14 protein-coding genes and 1 pseudogene are annotated in these 17,098 nt (G+C 68.7%); 8 read left to right on the top strand and 7 right to left on the bottom strand.

Annotation, left to right across the window (positions count from 1 at the left end):
* Nucleotides 1–750: pseudogene (locus ACH4YL_RS38855) on the top strand (hypothetical protein); the annotation flags it as partial.
* A 25-nt stretch (nt 751–775) separates the two neighbouring features.
* Here the strand turns inward: ACH4YL_RS38855 and lysS are convergent.
* A complete protein-coding gene (lysS, locus tag ACH4YL_RS38860; RefSeq protein WP_398512250.1) occupies nt 776–2,503 on the bottom strand; it encodes a lysine--tRNA ligase in 1,728 nt (575 codons plus the stop codon).
* A gap of 168 nt (nt 2,504–2,671) precedes the next feature.
* On the opposite strand from lysS, the gene argS reads away from it, so the two are divergent.
* Nucleotides 2,672–4,435 carry an arginine--tRNA ligase gene (argS, locus tag ACH4YL_RS38865; RefSeq protein ID WP_398512280.1) on the top strand — a complete coding sequence of 588 codons (1,764 nt, stop codon included), beginning with the start codon at nt 2,672–2,674 and terminating at the stop codon, nt 4,433–4,435.
* Nucleotides 4,436–4,444: 9 nt separating this feature from the next.
* Here argS and ACH4YL_RS38870 read toward each other — a convergent pair whose 3' ends face one another.
* Nucleotides 4,445–5,677 (bottom strand): helix-turn-helix domain-containing protein, encoded by a 1,233-nt coding sequence (locus tag ACH4YL_RS38870; RefSeq protein ID WP_398512251.1) that lies wholly within the window; start codon nt 5,675–5,677, stop codon nt 4,445–4,447.
* A gap of 209 nt (nt 5,678–5,886) precedes the next feature.
* Here ACH4YL_RS38870 and ACH4YL_RS38875 point away from each other — a divergent pair, with 209 nt between their 5' ends.
* Nucleotides 5,887–6,573 carry a DUF4232 domain-containing protein gene (locus ACH4YL_RS38875; RefSeq protein ID WP_398512252.1) on the top strand — a complete coding sequence of 229 codons (687 nt, stop codon included), beginning with the start codon at nt 5,887–5,889 and terminating at the stop codon, nt 6,571–6,573.
* Nucleotides 6,574–6,580: 7 nt separating this feature from the next.
* On the opposite strand, the gene ACH4YL_RS38880 is transcribed toward ACH4YL_RS38875, so the two are convergent.
* From ACH4YL_RS38880 to ACH4YL_RS38895, 4 genes are read right to left on the bottom strand one after another with little or no spacing between them, the layout of a single operon-like run.
* Nucleotides 6,581–6,850 carry a DUF1876 domain-containing protein gene (locus tag ACH4YL_RS38880; RefSeq protein ID WP_398512253.1) on the bottom strand — a complete coding sequence of 90 codons (270 nt, stop codon included), beginning with the start codon at nt 6,848–6,850 and terminating at the stop codon, nt 6,581–6,583.
* Nucleotides 6,851–6,908: 58 nt separating this feature from the next.
* Nucleotides 6,909–7,502 carry a hypothetical protein gene (locus ACH4YL_RS38885; RefSeq protein WP_398512254.1) on the bottom strand — a complete coding sequence of 198 codons (594 nt, stop codon included), beginning with the start codon at nt 7,500–7,502 and terminating at the stop codon, nt 6,909–6,911.
* The gene (locus ACH4YL_RS38890) at nt 7,503–9,977 is read right to left on the bottom strand and encodes a hypothetical protein (protein WP_398512255.1); all 2,475 of its coding nucleotides are present in this window, start codon (nt 9,975–9,977) and stop codon (nt 7,503–7,505) included.
* A 13-nt stretch (nt 9,978–9,990) separates the two neighbouring features.
* Nucleotides 9,991–10,410 carry a hypothetical protein gene (locus tag ACH4YL_RS38895; protein ID WP_398512256.1) on the bottom strand — a complete coding sequence of 140 codons (420 nt, stop codon included), beginning with the start codon at nt 10,408–10,410 and terminating at the stop codon, nt 9,991–9,993.
* Nucleotides 10,411–10,623: 213 nt separating this feature from the next.
* Here ACH4YL_RS38895 and ACH4YL_RS38900 point away from each other — a divergent pair, with 213 nt between their 5' ends.
* Nucleotides 10,624–11,493 (top strand): NAD(P)-dependent oxidoreductase, encoded by an 870-nt coding sequence (locus ACH4YL_RS38900; RefSeq protein WP_398512257.1) that lies wholly within the window; start codon nt 10,624–10,626, stop codon nt 11,491–11,493.
* On the opposite strand, the gene ACH4YL_RS38905 is transcribed toward ACH4YL_RS38900, so the two are convergent.
* Entirely contained in the window at nt 11,483–11,884 is a 402-nt protein-coding gene (locus tag ACH4YL_RS38905) for an ATP-binding protein (RefSeq protein WP_398512258.1), read from the bottom strand. The two genes, ACH4YL_RS38900 and ACH4YL_RS38905, sit on opposite strands and share 11 nt — an antisense overlap.
* A 113-nt stretch (nt 11,885–11,997) precedes the next feature.
* Between ACH4YL_RS38905 and ACH4YL_RS38910 the strand changes: the two genes are divergently transcribed.
* The 4 genes from ACH4YL_RS38910 to ACH4YL_RS38925 all read left to right on the top strand — a co-directional run bounded on the left by ACH4YL_RS38910 (nt 11,998) and on the right by ACH4YL_RS38925 (nt 17,052).
* The gene (locus ACH4YL_RS38910; protein WP_398512259.1) at nt 11,998–12,822 is read left to right on the top strand and encodes a Scr1 family TA system antitoxin-like transcriptional regulator; all 825 of its coding nucleotides are present in this window, start codon (nt 11,998–12,000) and stop codon (nt 12,820–12,822) included.
* Entirely contained in the window at nt 12,819–13,058 is a 240-nt protein-coding gene (locus tag ACH4YL_RS38915; RefSeq protein WP_398512260.1) for a DUF397 domain-containing protein, read from the top strand. The genes ACH4YL_RS38910 and ACH4YL_RS38915 overlap by 4 nt, the downstream gene beginning before the upstream one ends.
* Nucleotides 13,059–13,165: 107 nt before the next feature.
* Entirely contained in the window at nt 13,166–14,071 is a 906-nt protein-coding gene (locus ACH4YL_RS38920; protein WP_398512261.1) for a chitinase, read from the top strand.
* 209 nt (nt 14,072–14,280) lie between these two features.
* Nucleotides 14,281–17,052, top strand: coding sequence for an alpha/beta hydrolase family protein (locus tag ACH4YL_RS38925; RefSeq protein WP_398512262.1), 2,772 nt, complete (start codon nt 14,281–14,283; stop codon nt 17,050–17,052).
* The last annotated feature ends 46 nt before the right edge of the window (nt 17,053–17,098 follow it).

The following is a 17,098-nucleotide window of genomic DNA, read 5'->3' on the forward strand; positions in this document are numbered from 1 at the left end:
GCCCCGGTCGAGTCGCTGATGCCGCTGCGGCTTGCGAAGTACGGCGTGCCGCTGGCGGAGACGGCCCCGGCCGGTCTCGCCGCCGCGGGCATCGAGCCGGCGCTGCTCCCGCCCCAGCCCCAGCCCCAGGCGCAGCTTCAGCCACAGCCGCAGATTCAGGCGCAGCCCCAGATTCAGCCGCAGCCCCAGATCCAGCCGCAGCCGCAGCTGGAGAAGCCGCAGTACCAGGACGACGCATACTCCGAGCGGTACGAGCAGTACCCGCAGGAGCAGTACGAGGAGTACCAGCAGCAGTACGCGGAGGACCCGGCGCAGGCCCCCGCCAACCACGAGAGCCCCTGGTTCGCCGCACCGCAGGTTCCTCAGGAGCAGTACCAGGAGGCGTTCGAGAGCGCCTTCAACCCGACGTACGTCGAGGGCCTGGAGCCCACGGCGGTACAAGTCCCCTCCGGCCCCGGCCGCACCCGCCCGCTCGGCGGCGCGGTCCCCGGCTCCCGCGCCGAGGAGTCGGTGCAGGAGCAGGACGACTCGGAAGCCGTGGACCCCGAGGAGTTCCGCGAGACGGCGTATCCGGTCTTCGCGGCGTATGTGCACCAGCACGGCGACTTCCCGAGCTCCGAGCAGCTCGACATACATCTCTCGGACGCGCACGGTGTCCGGCACCCGGGCAGCGCGGCGATGCTGCGCCGTCTGATGCCGGAGTTCAAGCACCGCTTCCAGGCGGAACTCGAGGCGGAGCACATCGCCTAGCCGATGTGCTCCGGCCCCGGGCGGGCTACGCGCCGAGCAGCTTCCTGACCCGGTCCGCCCCCACCGCCAGCAGCAGCGTCGGCAGCCTCGGCCCCGTCTCCCGGCTCACCAGCAGCCGGTACAGCACAGCGAAGAACGACCGCTGCGCCGTCTTCAGCTCCGGCGTCGGCTTGGCGTCCGGCTCCAGGCCCGCCATCACCTTCGGGACGCCGTAGACCAGCGTCGTGAGGCCGTCCAGCGACCAGTGCGAGTCCAGGCCCTCCAGGAGCAGCCGCAGCGACTCCCGGCCCTGCTCGTCCAGCGAGGAGAGCAGCTCGACGTCCGGCTCCGAGCGCACGACCGTACGGGCGTCGGCCGGGACCTGTGTGGTGATCCAGTTCTCCGCGCGGTCGAGCCGCGGCCGCGCCTCGTCCAGCGAGGACAGCGGGTTCGCCGGGTCGAGCTCGCTCAGGATCCGCAGCGTCTGCTCGTCGTGGCCCGCCGTGATGTCGACGACGGAGGCAAGCGTCCGGTACGGCAGCGGCCGCGGCGTACGCGGCAGCTCACCGGCCGCGGTCCGTACGGCCCTGGAGTACGCGGCCGCGTCCGCGGGCAGCACGCTGCCGTCCTCGACCTTGGACTCCAGCTTGTCCCACTCGTCGTACAGCCGCTGGATCTCCTGGTCGAAGGCGATCTTGAACGACTGGTTGGGCCGCCTGCGCGCGTACAGCCAGCGCAGCAGCGGCGCCTCCATGATCTTCAGGGCGTCGGCCGGCGTCGGCACGCCGCCGCGCGACGACGACATCTTCGCCATCCCGGAGATCCCGACGAACGCGTACATCGGTCCGATCGGCTGCTGTCCGTCGAAGATCCCGACGATCTGACCGCCGACCTGGAACGACGACCCCGGTGAGGAGTGGTCGACGCCGGAGGGCTCGAAGATGACGCCCTCGAACGCCCAGCGCATCGGCCAGTCGACCTTCCAGACCAGCTTGCCGCGGTTGAACTCGGTCAGCCGCACGGTCTCCGAGAACCCGCACGCGCCGCACGTGTACGTGAGCTCCGTGGTCTCGTCGTCGTACGCCGTGACCGTGGTCAGGTCCTTGTTGCAGCCGCCGCAGTAGGGCTTGTACGGGAAGTACCCGGTCGAGCCCGTGCCGTCGTCCTCGGCCGCCGCGCCGGAGCCCTCGGCGGCCTCCAGCTCGGCCTCGTCGACCGGCTTCTGCGACTTCTTCCCCGGAGCCTTCTTCGTGCGGTACTGCGCGAGGATCGCGTCGATGTCGCCGCGGTGCTTCATCGCGTGCAGCACCTGCTCGCGGTAGACACCGGAGTTGTACTGCTCGGTCTGGCTGATGCCGTCGTACTCCACGCCCATCTCGGCCAGCGACTCGACCATCGCGGCCTTGAAGTGCTCGGCCCAGCTCGCGTACGGCGAGCCCTGCGGCGCGGGCACCGAGGTCAGCGGCCGGCCGATGTGCTCGGCCCAGGACTCGTCGACGCCCGCGACCCCGGCCGGCACCTTCCGGTACCGGTCGTAGTCGTCCCAGGAGATCAGATGCCTGACCTCGTGCCCGCGCCGCCGGATCTCGTCGGCGACCAGGTGCGGGGTCATGACCTCGCGCAGATTGCCCAGGTGGATCGGGCCGGAGGGAGAGAGGCCGGACGCGACGACAACCGGTTTGCCAGGCGCACGTCGCTCCGACTCGGCGATGACCTCGTCCGCGAAACGGGAGACCCAGTCGGTCTCGGTGCTGCTCTGAGCCACGGTCGGCACGTCCTTCTTTCTCGATGCAAACTCCAAGCCTTCTCGAAGCTTGGCAGGGCCATTCTCCCAGACGGAACGACCCCGCCCGTGGTTGCCCGTTTGCCGTGAGAAAGAGGTTGCTGGCCCATGGGACACTTGACAACCGATATAGCCCCCGACCAACAGGAACGGAAGCTCATGGCCTCGGTCCCTTCCCTCGCTTCGACCGTGCAGCAGCGCCTCGCGGACGCCCTTTCGGCAGCCCTGCCGGAAGCCGGCTCCGCCGACCCGCTGCTGCGACGTAGCGACCGGGCCGACTTCCAGGCCAACGGCATCCTGGCGCTCGCCAAGAAGCTCAAGGGCAATCCGCGCGAGCTGGCGACCAAGGTCGTCGAGGCGATCGGCGAGACCGGCGAGCTGAAGGAGATCGAGGTCTCCGGACCCGGCTTCCTGAACATCACGGTCTCCGACGCGGCGATCGTGCAGACCCTCGCGGCCCGCGCCGCCGACGACCGCCTCGGCGTGCCGTACGCGGCCGACGCCGGCACGACGGTGATCGACTACGCGCAGCCGAACGTGGCCAAGGAGATGCACGTCGGCCACCTCCGGTCCGCGGTGATCGGCGCGGCGATGGTCGAGATCCTGGAGTTCACCGGCGAGAAGGTGATCCGGCGCCACCACATCGGCGACTGGGGCACCCAGTTCGGCATGCTCATCCAGTATCTGATCGAGCACCCGCACGAGCTGGACCACAAGGGCGGGGAGGTCTCCGGCGAGGAGGCCATGTCGAGCCTGAACCGGCTGTACAAGGCCGCGCGGGTCCTCTTCGACTCCGACGAGGAGTTCAAGGCACGCTCGCGGGACCGGGTCGTGGCCCTGCAGTCCGGAGACGAGCAGACCCGGGCGCTGTGGCAGAAGTTCGTGGACGAGTCGAAGATCTACTTCTACTCGGTCTTCGACAAGCTCGACATGGAGATCCACGATGCCGACGTGGTCGGCGAGTCCGGCTACAACGACATGCTCGACGAGACCTGCCGGATCCTCGAGGAGACGGGCGTCGCCGTCCGCTCCGAGGGCGCGCTCTGTGTCTTCTTCGACGATGTGAAGGGCCCGGACGGCAACCCGACCCCCCTGATCGTGAAGAAGTCGAACGGCGGCTACGGCTACGCGGCCACCGACCTCTCCGCGATCCGCGACCGCGTCCAGAACCTGGCCGCGGACACGCTGGTGTACGTCGTGGACGTCCGTCAGTCGCTGCACTTCAAGATGGTCTTCGAGACCGCACGCCGGGCGGGCTGGCTGAACGACAAGGTCAAGGCGGTCCAGCTGGCGTTCGGCACGGTGCTCGGCAAGGACGGCAAGCCGTTCAAGACCCGTGAGGGCGAGACGGTACGGCTGGTGGACCTGCTGGACGAGGCGATCGAGCGGGCGACGGCGGTCGTGCGCGAGAAGGACACCAGGAACGAGCTGACCGAGGACGAGATCGCCGAGCGGGGCGTCCAGGTCGGCATCGGTGCGATCAAGTACGCGGACCTGTCGACGTCGGCGGTGCGGGACTACAAGTTCGACCTGGACCAGATGGTCTCGCTGAACGGCGACACGTCCGTGTACCTCCAGTACGCGTACGCCCGTATCCAGTCGATCCTCCGGAAGGCGGGCGACCGCAAGCCGGCCGCGCACCCGGAGCTCGAACTGGCCCCGGCGGAGCGCGCGTTGGGCCTGCACGTGGACCAGTTCGGCGAGACGCTGGCCGAGGTGGCGTCGTCGTACGAGCCGCACAAGCTGGCGGCGTACCTGTACCAGCTGGCCTCGCACTACACGACGTTCTACGACCAGTGCCCGGTCCTGAAGGCCGAGACCCCGGCGCAGATCGAGAACCGCCTCTTCCTCTGCGACATCACCGCCCGCACGCTCCACCAGGGCATGGCGCTCCTCGGCATCCAGACGCCCGAGCGCCTCTGACCGGTCCGCTCAGCCGCCGTCGGCGGCCCGCGGGATCCACTCGCTGCCACCCAGCGGGTAGTCGTACGCGGGCCGCCGGTTGAGCGCACTGGTCGCGAACGGCTGCCCGCGGTCGTCGATCCGCAGGGTCCCGCTCCGGTCCCCGCTGCTCCACTCCAGCTCCAGGTACCAGCGGACATGCCGGTTGTCGGTGTGCGCCGTCACCCGGAGCACCTGGGGCTCGCCGGTGGACACCTCGTACGGGAAGTCGGTGGCCGGAATCTTCGTGTCGCCCTGCACGCCCGCGACCGGTACGGGCCGCGGGCGTGCGGCGTCGAGATTGATGTCCAGGCTCTGTGGCCGCACTTCGCCGCCGCAGCCGACGCCCATGCCGTACACGTTCCACTTCAGCGGCTCCGAGGTCTCCAAGACCCGTACGTGCAGGGCCTGGAGCAGCACGGTGTCCTTGCCGGTGCTCTGCGCGGACAGGTCGATCAGCACATCACCGGCCGGGACTCCGCCGAGCGCGGTGACCCAGCCGCGGGCGTCCTGTTCGGGTGGCGGCGGCGGGACTTCGCCGGGCGGCCGGTCCACGACATAGTTCTGGCTGCACGGATCGAGCCAGGTGTAGGGCCGTACGTCGACGGTCAGCGGCGGGCCCTCGTTCTTGGCCGGTGTACTCGCGGTCCGGCTCGGGCTCGGCGACGCGCTCGGGCCGCTCGCGGAGGCGGAAGCGGACGCAGGTGCGGACCTGGAGGCCGAGACGGAGGCGGACGCGGAAGGCTTCGCCGCCCCTGCGGGAGCAGTCCCCTTTCTGTCCTCGCTTCCCGAGCCGTTGACGACGGCGGCGGAAACCGCCACGGTGGCGACGGCCACGACGGCAGCCGCGGCGATGGCCACGCGCCGCCGCCCGAGCTTGCGGCCGGGTGCGGCGACGGTGGCTGGGGCGTCGGGTGCAGGGTCGTCCTCCCCCGGCACGTCCGGCGACTCGTCCTGCGGCACCTCCGCCCGCCCCCGCTTCCGCGCCTCGTCCGCGAGGATCCACTGCCGATGGAGCTCGACCAGTTCCTCGGGCGTGGCCCCGCACAACCGGGCCAGCCGCTCCACGGGCGCGTATTCGGTGGGCACGGCATCGCCGTTGCAGTACCGGTGGAGGGTCGACGTGCTCATGTGCATCTGCTTCGCCAGCACGCCGTAACTGCGTCCGGATCGCTCCTTCAGCGCTCGCAGCATGCCCGCGAAGCCGCCCGTATCCGTCCCCACCCCAGCCGTCCCTTCCCCGTCGCCGTCCCAGGAACGCATTCCAGGGAAAGGTCGTTCCCCCAGGTCAGAGCCGTACAGGCGTTCCAGCTTCCCCTATTGTCCCGTGCTCATTGCCGCCGGGACGAAGCGCCCCGCAGGGTTTGGTCATCGCCGAGGCCGACGCCGACGCGATCCGAACGACCACCACACAACGGGGAGTACGAACCGTCATGCGCACCAACATCCGCCGCACTACCGCCGCCACCGCCGTGCTGACCGCGCTCTCGCTCACCGCCTGCCAGTCCGACGACAAGGACCAGTCGGCACCGAAGCCCTCGTCCAGCGCGAGCACCACCGCCCCGGCCACGGACACACCCTCGTCGGCCGCCTCGACGACCCCGGCCGCCGAGGCTCCTCAGGGCGGCGGCAAGACGAAGACCCCGGCAGCGGACTCCGGCACGGACGGCACGGACGGCACGGACGGCACCAACGCCGACCCTGGCGTCGTCACCGCCGCCTGCACCGGAAGCACCACCAAGGTGAGCGTGACCCACGTCAGCCGCCCCATTCAGCATCTGCTGCTCACGGTCACCAACACCGGCTCCAAGGCGTGCAACGCCTACCACGCGCCGCTGCTCCGCGTCGACGACGCGCAGGCGGTCATGAGCGTCTACGAGGAGAGCCAGCCGCAGGCCGTCGTCACCCTCGTCCCCGGCGAGTCCGGCTACGCCGCCATCGCACTCGGCGCGGGCGGGCGCACGGCAAAGCAGCTGGAAGTCCACTTCGCGGCGAGCTCGGGCGAGGGCTCGACGGGCACGCCGAAGAAGCTCGCGCTCCCCGCGGGCACCGACATCGACGACGCCGGCGCGTCGGTCACGTACTGGCAGCGCACCCTCGCGGACGCCCTCACCAATTAGTCCGCACTCACGCAAGGGGCCGCGAGGTTCTGCCGGACGCTTCGTCGATCTCCGTGTGCGCCTTCTGCAAAAGCTGCGACGCGATGTCCATCAGCGCCCGCGCACCCGCGATCTCCTCGCCCACCCGCAGTTGCTCCGGGTCGGAGTGATGCCGCTGCGCATTCCCACGACCGCGGATTTCCGTGCCGTCGCCGAGCCTGATCATGGCGGCGGCACGGGTGCGGTCGCCTTCCTCCTGGAACTCCATCTCGACGTGCCATCCGACGAGTGTGTCCATGGCGGATCACCTCCAGTGGTACTGCTTCCAGAGTGCTCCGCCGGAGCCGAGATCACCACTAGTCGGCGGTGGGCACCTCGCTGGGGAGCTTGGCGGCACCTTCGCAGTCCAGCTCCTTGGCCACGTGGCGGGTGGCGTCGCCGATCAGTTCGGCGAAGTCCGTGTCGGGCTCCCTGCTTCTCGCCTCAGCCTGGTTCTGCAGCGCCGCCCGCACCTTCACATGCTCCTGGCGGCCGGACTCGGAGGGGCAGCTCACGTAGAGCGTGGCGGCTTGCTCGCTCGTGTATCCCGCTGCCTCGCCGAGCTGGATCGGAGTGTTCCCGGGCTTCTTGGGATCGTCCGCCATCTCATCGGCGTAAGAGTCCGACGGCTCCCGCCAGTAGTTGAGGTCGAGGTAGGTGCCTCCGGATGTCAGACTGCACCACCGGTTCGAGGGCAACGTGAAGTGCAGGTCCAGCTTTTCCCTGAACGCGTCGCCCTCCTTCGGCAGCAGCGCCGCCGCGGCCTTCCCTGGCAGGGTGCCGCCGCAGACCCGCTCCGGCACCTGCACCGCGGCCGGCGCTGTGTCTCGGGCCGCCCACCACCAGACCCCGCCGCCGACGAGGATCACCGCCGCGGCGAGGGCGACAAGAACGCGACCACGCTCCCGCACTCAGTTCCCCTCGCTCTTCGCCGGAGGCTGGTAGCCGCTCTGCCTGCCCGTGCCCTCGTCGTATCCGGCATTCGCCGCGTTCTCGGCGTCGTCGCCGAACTTCTTGATCTCCTCCGGAGAAAGACCTGCCTCCTTGGCCCCCAGCTCGGCAGCCGCCCGCGCAGCCAGTGCGCTGTCCTGACGCTGCGTCTCCAGGTACGCGTCCACCGTCTTCTCGGCCTCCGGTCCGGCATCGTGCTTGTACTTGTCGGTGACGCTTTCCTTGATGTCCTCGACGACCCAGGCGAGCGGCGCGCCCACGCCGGTGGCCTCAAGTGGCTTGGAGATGATGCCGAACCCTCGGTCCGCCCACTTGGCTCCGTCTTTGAGGCCGTCGTTGAAGTCCTTGTCCCCGGCCGTCTTTTCGTTGTACGTCGCTTCCGCCCGGGCTTCCGAGAGGATGCCGGCGATGGTTCCGCCCGGCTTGGTGTACGTCTCGACGTCCTTGCGCACGTCTCCGAAGTCCTGCTTCTTGTCCCCGTCGACGTACTTGTCGGCCACACCGTTCATGAGATCGGTCGTCGTGGCCTGCTGGGCGTTGATGATCGCGCCGTACGCGTCGGGGTCCTTGCCGACAGTGCCGAGGAACCTCGTGATGTCGCCGTCGTTGAGGTCCGCCAGGCCCGCGTCCGCGCCGTTGGTCTCGATGCGGGACGCGCCCATGCCCTTCTGGAAGTCCCTCATGTACTCCGCCGTCATGTTGCCGAGGCTGTCGTTCATCGAGGCCAGCGGCCCGTTCTTGCCGTCGCCCTTGATGGAGATGAGCTCGTTGCCCGGGTCGTTGCCGAACTTCTCCACCACTCGGTGCATGAGCTTCGCCTGGTCCTCGGTGTGCGGAACCGGCTTCGCCGTCGTGCTGTCGTCCTCGTACGAGCGTCCCGAGACCGCCGACTCCAGGGCGTGCCCGAGCGCGTCCGGGCCCGACGCCTTCGCCTTCGCGGCCGCCTTGTCCCAGGCGTCCTGCGCGTCACCGTCGCCGATCGCCGGAGCGCCCTCCGAGCGGTCGTCCGGCCACTCGTAGTCCTTGGCGGTGAACATGTCGAAGTAGTCGGTGTACGTCTTGCCGTCCGCCCCGTAGTGGGGCCTCAGGTCCTTCAGGTACACCTGGCCGTCGGCACCCTCGCGGATGTTCCAGTTGTCGAGGTTCGCCGTGCTGTACCCGCCGCCGACCTCGCGCTCGAAGTAGTCCTTGTCCATCACCTGGCCGTCGCCGGAGTACGGCACCATCTTGCCGTCGAAGAAGTCCTTCGACGCCTCCGGGCTGTGCCCGAGCGCCTCGAGGATGCCGGTCATGGTGTTGAAGCCGTAACTGCCGTCTCCACCCGCCGGGTTGAGATTGATCCCGATGTACGGCCGGTTCTGCGGCTTGTGGACCCCGCCTTCCGTACCCCCGAGTTGAGCGGCGTGCTCGGCGACCGGAGTGAGGAAGCGCTTGTCGTACTCGCCATAGCGGAGGATGTTGCTGAGCACCTGGTAGCCGCTCGGCGAGAAGTTCGCCTTGCGGTCCGGATAGAGATCGATGGAGCTCGCTCCGACCTTGCGCAGATCCGAGTTCCACTTCTCCGAAAGGTGCGGCTTGTTGTCCGGGTCGGTCGCCGTAGCCAGCGAGAAGCCGAGGTCCTTCTGCAGCGCCTTGAGCGACTCGGTCCGTTCCTTGCTGTCGCCGTCGGTGTGCATCGCCACGTCGGCGAAGAACTTCATGCTCTCCTTCGGGCCGAGCCCGTCGTAGAACGCCGTCGTGAAGGCGGGCGACTTGCTGTTCTCGTGCAGCAGCGTCTGCAGTTCCTTGAGCTCCTGGTCCGTCATCTTGTCGCCCTTCTGGGCGAGGTCGACGGCCCGGGCCGCGTGCATCTCGTCGGGGTTGTCGAACTTGGGCGCGCTGAAGTTGTGCCGGTCGTCGCCCATGTTCGCCTTGAGCGTCTTGGCGATGTCACGGTCGGCTTCGTTCACCTCGTCGAGGACGGTCTTGATCCGGCCCTCGATGTGCGAGATGTCGGCCTGCTCCTTGTGCACCAGGTCGTCGTAGTCCGGGTCGTGCTTGCCGCCCTCGTCGATGGTCGTCGAGATCGGCTTGGTCGCCCGTACGCTGCCGTCCGCACCGACCGTGCACTTCCGGGCCGGCGCCTCCTCGTCGACGATCTTCCTCATGTCGTTCTTGGCCTTCTCGAAGGCCGCGTATCCCTGGTCCAGGATCGCCTTCACGCCCTTGGCCGACTTGGCCGCGTCGTCGAACTCCTTGGCCGTCTTCGCGATGAACGGCTTGGTGACGGCGGCGTTCACGCCCTGCCAGTCGGCCGCGTCGGACTTGGCGCGCATCCCCTTGCCGGCGTCCTCAGCGAGGGTCTCCAGCTTGGTGACCATCTGCCCCCAGTCGGTCACCGATTCCTTCATCTTGCTCAGCGGGGCATGCAGAACATCGTCGAAACCGAGCGTCACAGTCCTGCCACCCCTACTTGAAGTACTCGTTGATCTTGGAAGCCTGGAGGGAAACGATGATGTCGTCCTCCTCGTTCTTGTGCGAAGCGGCCGAGTAGTCGAGGTGGTTGGAGATGTTCGCGCAAGCGTCCATGAGCGTCTTGAGCTGATCGGCCCAGACGCCGTTCACCTTCAACAGGGCGGTGCCGGTCTCGTAGTTGGCGTTGAGAAGGGCGATCGAGGCGTCGTGCGTGGTCTGCCGCGCGTGGTCGCCGTCGTCCGCGAGCCGGTTGTACAGCTTGTACGCATCGCTGCCGATCGCGCCCAGGTCGTCCCGACTGACGGTGAGGTCAGTACCTCCGCCGCCACCACCGCCCGGGTCGGCGAGCTGGTTCAGCCGCATGCTCACGCTCGCGTCAGCACGTGCGGAAGCCCATTCCTCGTCGAACGACATCGATCCCCCGTGTTCGCATCTGCACCGTCTGATGTGGCCCTGCCACAACCCTCAAATGCTTACGGCGCGATACTCGGAGATCCAGCCACCGGCCGGTTCCTAACGCGTCCCATACGCAAATTTGATGCGCCCGTCCGTTACTTACCCGCTGGTGGGTAGCTGACCAAATAGTCGGTACTTGTGGGCATTCCGGCCCGGCACGAGGATCGAAGCATGTCCCCGAACAAGCCCCAAGTCTCCGTACTCGGCCTCGGCATGATGGGCTCCGCCCTCGCCGCCGCCTTCCTCAAGGCCGGCCACCCCGTCACCGTCTGGAACCGCTCACCCGCCAAGACCGGCCCGCTGGTCGCGCAGGGCGCACTGCCCGCCGAAACCGCCGCCGAGGCGGTTGCAGCAGGCAACACGGTCGTCGTCTGCCTGCTCACCAACGACAACGTCCAGGAACTCTTCGACACCCTCGGCGACGCCGTCTCCGGCAAGACCCTCGTCAATCTGACCAACGGAACCCCGGCCCAGGCGCGCGAGCTGAGCGCCTGGGCGACACAGCACGGAGCCGACTATCTCGACGGCGGCATCATGGCCGTCCCTCAGATGATCGGGGGTCCGCACGCGTACGTCTTCTACAGCGGCCCGCAGCAGACGTTCGAAGCCCATCGGGAAACGCTGGCCGTCCTCGGCGGCACGAAGTTCGCCGGTACGGACCCGGGCCTGGCCGCGCTGAACGACCTGGCGCTCCTCACCGGCATGTACGGCATGGTCCTCGGCGTCATGCAGGCCTTCGCCCTGGTCCGTACGGAGAACATCCCGGCCACCGAATTCTCCGAGCTCCTCGTCCCCTGGATCAGCGCGATGCTCGCCGGCGCACCGGAGTGGGCCAAGGCCGTCGACTCCGGCGAGCACCTCACCGACGTCTCCAGCCTCGCCGTCAACCAGGCCGCGTTCCCGAACTTCCTGGCGACCTTCCGCGACCAGGGCGTCAGCCCGGAGTTGTTCGAACCGTTCCAGGCGATCCTGGACCGCGCGATCGAGCAGGGCTACGAGGCCGACGGCCTGTCCCGCATCGCGGACCTGCTCAAGAAGTAGCGCCGAACTCGCACCACACGATCTTTCCCGGATCGCGCTCGCCGACCCCCCACTTGTCGGCGAGCGCGTCCACGATCATCAGCCCGCGCCCCGACTCCCCGTCCGGTTCACTGACGGACGGCTGCCCGATGCCGCTGTCGTGCACCTCGACACGGAGGAGCCCGTCGCCGTACAGCCACAGCCTCATCCGATAGCCGCGGCCGGGCGGTACGCCGTGCACGAGCGCGTTGGTGGCCAGTTCGCTCACGCAGAGCAGTACGTCGTCGGCCCGCGCGCCGAGGCCCCAGTCGGCGACGGCCTCGCGTACGAACTCCCTGGCTGCGGGCACGGATCGCCGCTCGCGGCGGTAGAACCGCTCGCGCAGACAGGGCTGTTGAATCACGTCATCCATGAGACGAGCGTCACTGACTGTGACTCCGGTGACGCAGTGCGCGCAGCCGTACAAGAAATCTGTACGGGTGCTGAGGGCGTGACGTACGGATATGGATGGGGAGTTGGACGTGTATGCACCCCAGAAAGCGTCAGCGGAAGAACGCGTCGGCGATGAAGCTCGTGGGCGCGCAGTTAGCGATGTTCCGGGAGTTCGCCGGGCTCAGGCAGCGCGAACTGGCGGAGCGTGTCTGCGTACACGAGGAGACGATCGCGTCGGTGGAGCAGGGCCGCCGCCCGCTGAAGCCGGACCTGGCGAAGGTGCTGGACCGGGTCCTCGACACGAAGAGGGCGCTGGAGACGGCGGTCGCGAACATGCCGGAGATCGACTTGGTCCCGGCGTGGGCCGAGCAGTACATGGACATTGAGCGTGAGGCGATCGCTCTCTCGTTCTACGCGAACCAGGTCTTGCCAGGGCTGCTTCAAATGGAGAACTACGCAAGGGCGGTCTTCCGCAATAAGGTCCCCACCCTCAGCGAAGAGGAGATCAACGCCCAGGTTGGCGCCCGACTGGAACGCCAGGAGATCCTGCACCGTAAGGAACCACCGACTTCTAGCTTCATCATCTCCGAGGCGATCGTGGTGGACCGACTCGGTGGCGACGAGGTGTACCGGGAGACACTTCGCCATCTCCGCGCTTGTACCGACCTCCCTGGCATCACCCTGCAGGTCATGCCACTGGGGCGCGAGACCCACGCCGGACTAGCGGGCCCTTTCATCCTGCTGGAAACACCGGACCATCAGCATCTCGCCTACACCGAAACTCAGCGTGGCAGCCAGCTCGTTACTGACCGAGATGAGGTCAGCATCCTGGAGCGGAAATATGCAATGCTGCGGACTCAGGCCCTCAATCCCGAGGAGACAAAGGGCCTGTTGGACCGGCTGCTAGGAGAGCAATGAGCACCGCACTTGAGTGGTTCAAGTCCAGCTACAGCAGCGAAGAGGGCGGGGAGTGCCTCGAAGTCGCCTACGACTGGCACAAGTCCACGTACAGCGGCAGCGAAGGCGGTGAGTGCGTCGAGGTCGCAACCCACCCCACCGCCGTCCACGTCCGGGACTCCAAGAACCCCGACGGTCCCGTCCTCACACTGGATCCAGCCACATGGACCGCGTTCACAGCTACATTTTTGGACTAGACCAAGATTCTCATTGGTCTATACCTTGACTCGATCATGTCAACGCGCTTGAGTGAGCGGCACAACCCCCCACCACGGCATAGCCGTTGCTGTGAAGGAGTGAGCGAGTGCTGAGACGTCGCATCAAGATATGGCTGGTCGCTCTCGTCGCCGGAGCCGGGCTCGCAGCCGGGCTCATACCGTCCGCAACCGCAGCCCCCTCTGCCGCGGCGGACGCCTGCACCTCCGCGCCCAACTGGCAGCAGGGCGTCTGGTATGTCACTGGCAACGTTGTCAAGTACACCGATGGCAAGTACTACATCGCCGAGCACGACAACCCGGGTTACGACCCGACGATCAGCACCTGGTACTGGAACCCGCACACCTGCAGCGGCGGCGGAGACCCGAACCCGTCCGGCTTTGTGGTGAGCGAGTCGCAGTTCAACCAGATGTTCCCGAGCCGGAATTCGTTCTACACGTACAGCGGGCTGACCGCGGCGCTGAGCGCGTACCCGGGCTTCGCGAACACCGGCAGTGACACGGTCAAGAAGCAGGAGGCCGCGGCCTTCCTCGCCAACGTCTCGCACGAGACGGGCGGTCTGGTCCACGTCGTGGAGCAGAACACGGCGAACTACCCGCACTACTGCGACTGGAGCCAGCCCTACGGCTGCCCGGCCGGCCAAGCCGCCTACTACGGCCGCGGGCCCATCCAGCTCAGCTGGAACTTCAACTACAAGGCCGCCGGCGACGCCCTCGGCATCGACCTGCTCAACAACCCCTGGCGAGTCGAGCAGGACGCGGCCGTGGCCTGGAAGACCGGCCTCTGGTACTGGAACACCCAAAACGGCCCCGGCACCATGACCCCGCACAACGCCATGGTCAACCAGGCCGGCTTCGGCCAGACCATCCGCTCCATCAACGGCTCACTCGAATGCGACGGCAAGAACCCGGCACAGGTCCAGAGCCGCGTGAACAACTACACCCGCTTCACACAGATCCTCGGCGTCCCGACAGGCGCCAACCTGTACTGCTGACACCACCCCCCACACAGACCGCGGGCCGGGGAGAACGCTCCCCCGGTCCGCGGTCAGCCATGTGAGCCCCATTTCGCGCCACAGTCACCGTGGCCACTCCCTGTTCACGTGCCTCCAGGCAACCCACCGGATCTTCTCCCCGTCCTCCGAGTTCGAGAGGCACCCGGGCCCAACCGGGCGCTCCGGTCGGGGGGTTGAGGAGAGGGAAGTTGATACGAGCCCGGAGAGTGTGGGCCACCGCGATAGCGGTGCTCACGGTGGCGGGGGTGTCCCCGGCAGTGGCTTACGCCCAGCCGCAGCCACCCGATGTCCGGCCCGCCGCGGCGGCGAACGACCAGAATGACCTGCCGCCCGGCTGGCGGATCACGAACACCGACGGGGAACACGCGCTGGAGTGGCGCTCGCCGCGGCCGGTGCCGATGGGCGACGCGCGCGTGGAGTTCCACGCCGACGGCAAGCTGGTCGGCGTGCCCGAGCCGGAGAAGGACGGCCGGACCTTCCGGCTGCCGCTCGACAACGCGCGTACAGCGGATCTGGCGGACCTTCAGGTGCTGGCGGCCGGCCGACGGCTGGACCAGCAGGCCGACGGCGCGCGTGACCGCCGCTCCCCGTCCGCCGCGAAACCGCCTGCCAAGCTTCCGGCCGGCTCGGTCGACCCGGGCAAGCCCGGCACGTACCGCACGGTCACCGGCGAGTACGCGCTCGCCCCGGTCCGTCTGCCCGGCTTCTCCGCGCCCGTCGAGATGCGCGGCGTCGTCGTCGCGCCGAAGGACGCCAAGGGCAAGCGTCCGGTCGCGCTGTTCCTGCACGGCCGGCATGCCACCTGCTACGTCCCGGGCGGCGAGGACGTGAACATCGACTGGCCCTGTGCCAAGGACGCCAAGCCGATCCCGAGCCACCGGGGCTATCTCCGCGACCAGGAGCTGCTGGCCTCCCAGGGCTATGTGACCGTATCGATCTCCGCCAACGGCATCAACGGCCAGGACGCAGGCGCCGACGACGCCGGCGCGCAGGCGCGCTCCTCCCTGGTGCGCAGCCACCTCGGCCGCTGGGCCGACTGGGCCGCCAAGCCGTCGACGGCACCCGCGGCCGTACGCAAGGCTCCCGGGACCGACCTGTCCCGCGTCCTGCTCGTCGGCCACTCGCGCGGCGGCGAGGGCGTCAACCGCGCCGCGATGGACAGTCTTTACCCGCCCCCGCCCGCCCAGGACGGCTACCGCGGAAAGGTGCGCTGGCACATCCGTGGGACCGTGCTCATCGGGCCGACGATCTTCGGCCAGAACCCGGTCCCGGACGTGCCGTCGCTGACGATCCTGCCGGGCTGCGACGGCGACGTCTCCGACCTCCAGGGTCAGGTGTACGCCGACGGCACCCGCGGGGTCAGCCGGGGCAAGGCCCTGCACAGCGCGGTCTACATGGTCGGGGCCAACCACAACTACTTCAACAGCGAGTGGACGCCGGGCCAGGCGCAGGCGCCCGCCGACGACGACTTCTGGCACGACCCCGAGAAGCCGGACCCGGTGTGCTCGCCGGGCACCGCGACCCGGCTGACCGCCGACCAGCAGCACCGGGCCGGCGCCACCTACATCGCCGCCGCGGCCCGGCTGTTCGTCGCCGGTGACGACCGGGTGCGCGAGCTGGTCGACGGCTCGGGCCGCCGCGCGCCCTCCGCCGATCCCGCGCGGGTGCTGACCCACGCGGTCGGCGCGAACCGCGGCGCCGGGTTCCTGCCGGACGGCTCCGTGAAGGTGACCGGCGGACGGCTGTGCTCCGCGATCGATCCCGACCCGAAAACCGCCTGCCTGGACTCCGCGGCGGGTGGCGCCTCGCCGCACTTCGCGTCCTGGCAGCCGGAAAAGGAGACGGGCCGCCGGGCGGTGGCCCTGCGCTGGTCCGCGCCCGGCTCGGCGGTGACGGTGCGCCCCGAGAAGCCGCTCTCCGTCAAGAACGCCAAGAGCCTCGCGCTACGGGTCTTCGTGCCGCCGAACTCCACCGGCACACAGCTCGACGTGTCCGTCACCGACGCCTCCGGCAAGCGGGCCAACCTCGGTCGCGTGCAGGTGGACGGCCTGCCGGGCAGCGACCGCACCTCCTCCTACTGGGCGCGCGAGGTGCGCGTACCGCTCACCGCCGCCACCCGCGCCGGCCTCGACCTGCGCAACATCGCCTCGCTGGAGCTGACCCCGCGCACCCGCTCCGGACAGGCGTGGCTGATGGACGCCTGGGCGTGGAGCCCCGGCACCCCCGCCGTGAAGGAAGCCGCGCTGCCGCGTGTCGACATCGGCCGGCTGAAGGTCAAGGAGGGCGACTCGGGCGTCCGCACGTACCAGGTGCCCGTCCGCGTGTCCGGGAAGGGCAGCGGCACGGTACGGCTGTACGTACTCGACCCGGCCACCGGCAAGGCGAAGGACCGGCTGGTGACGGTGCGGCCCGGTGGCGGCAGCGTCGACGTGAAGGTGCAGGTGAAGGGCAACAAGCGGTACGCCTGGGACGTGTCCCACGATGTGCTCGTGAAGGCGGTCCGCGGGACCGTCGTCGGCTCGCACGCCGGCGGCGTCCTCGCCGAGAACGACGACCCGATGCCCGAGATCACGGTGAAGCCGGTCGCCGACAAGGTGACCGAGGGGCAGCCGCTCAAGTGGCAGATCTCCCTGTCCGCACCCGCGGACGTGGAGATCACGAAGATCCTGCAGATCGTCCCCGTCCCGGGCCGCCCCGAGCTGTCCACCAAGGACGTCGACCGGCAGTGGCTGCTCGACATGCTCGGCGAGGTCCCGGACGGTGAAGTGCCGCTGTCCAAGCTGGAGTACGCCTACCTGTGGGCCGCGGTACCGGCCGGCAAGACCAGCGCCGAGGTGCTCGTGCCCACGGTCGGCGACCAGGTGGCCGAGCAGACCGAGTACGTGGGCCTCCAGGCCACGGACGAGGAGGGCAAGCCGCAGGGCCCGGTCGTGACCGGCACGGTGCTCGACGCACCGTAGGAAACAACCGCGTTGGTCACGCGGGCGTGAGCCGGGACTCCCGGCT

It is taken from the genome of Streptomyces sp. NPDC020681, from assembly GCF_044334895.1.
In the GTDB taxonomy this organism is placed as follows: domain Bacteria; phylum Actinomycetota; class Actinomycetes; order Streptomycetales; family Streptomycetaceae; genus Streptomyces.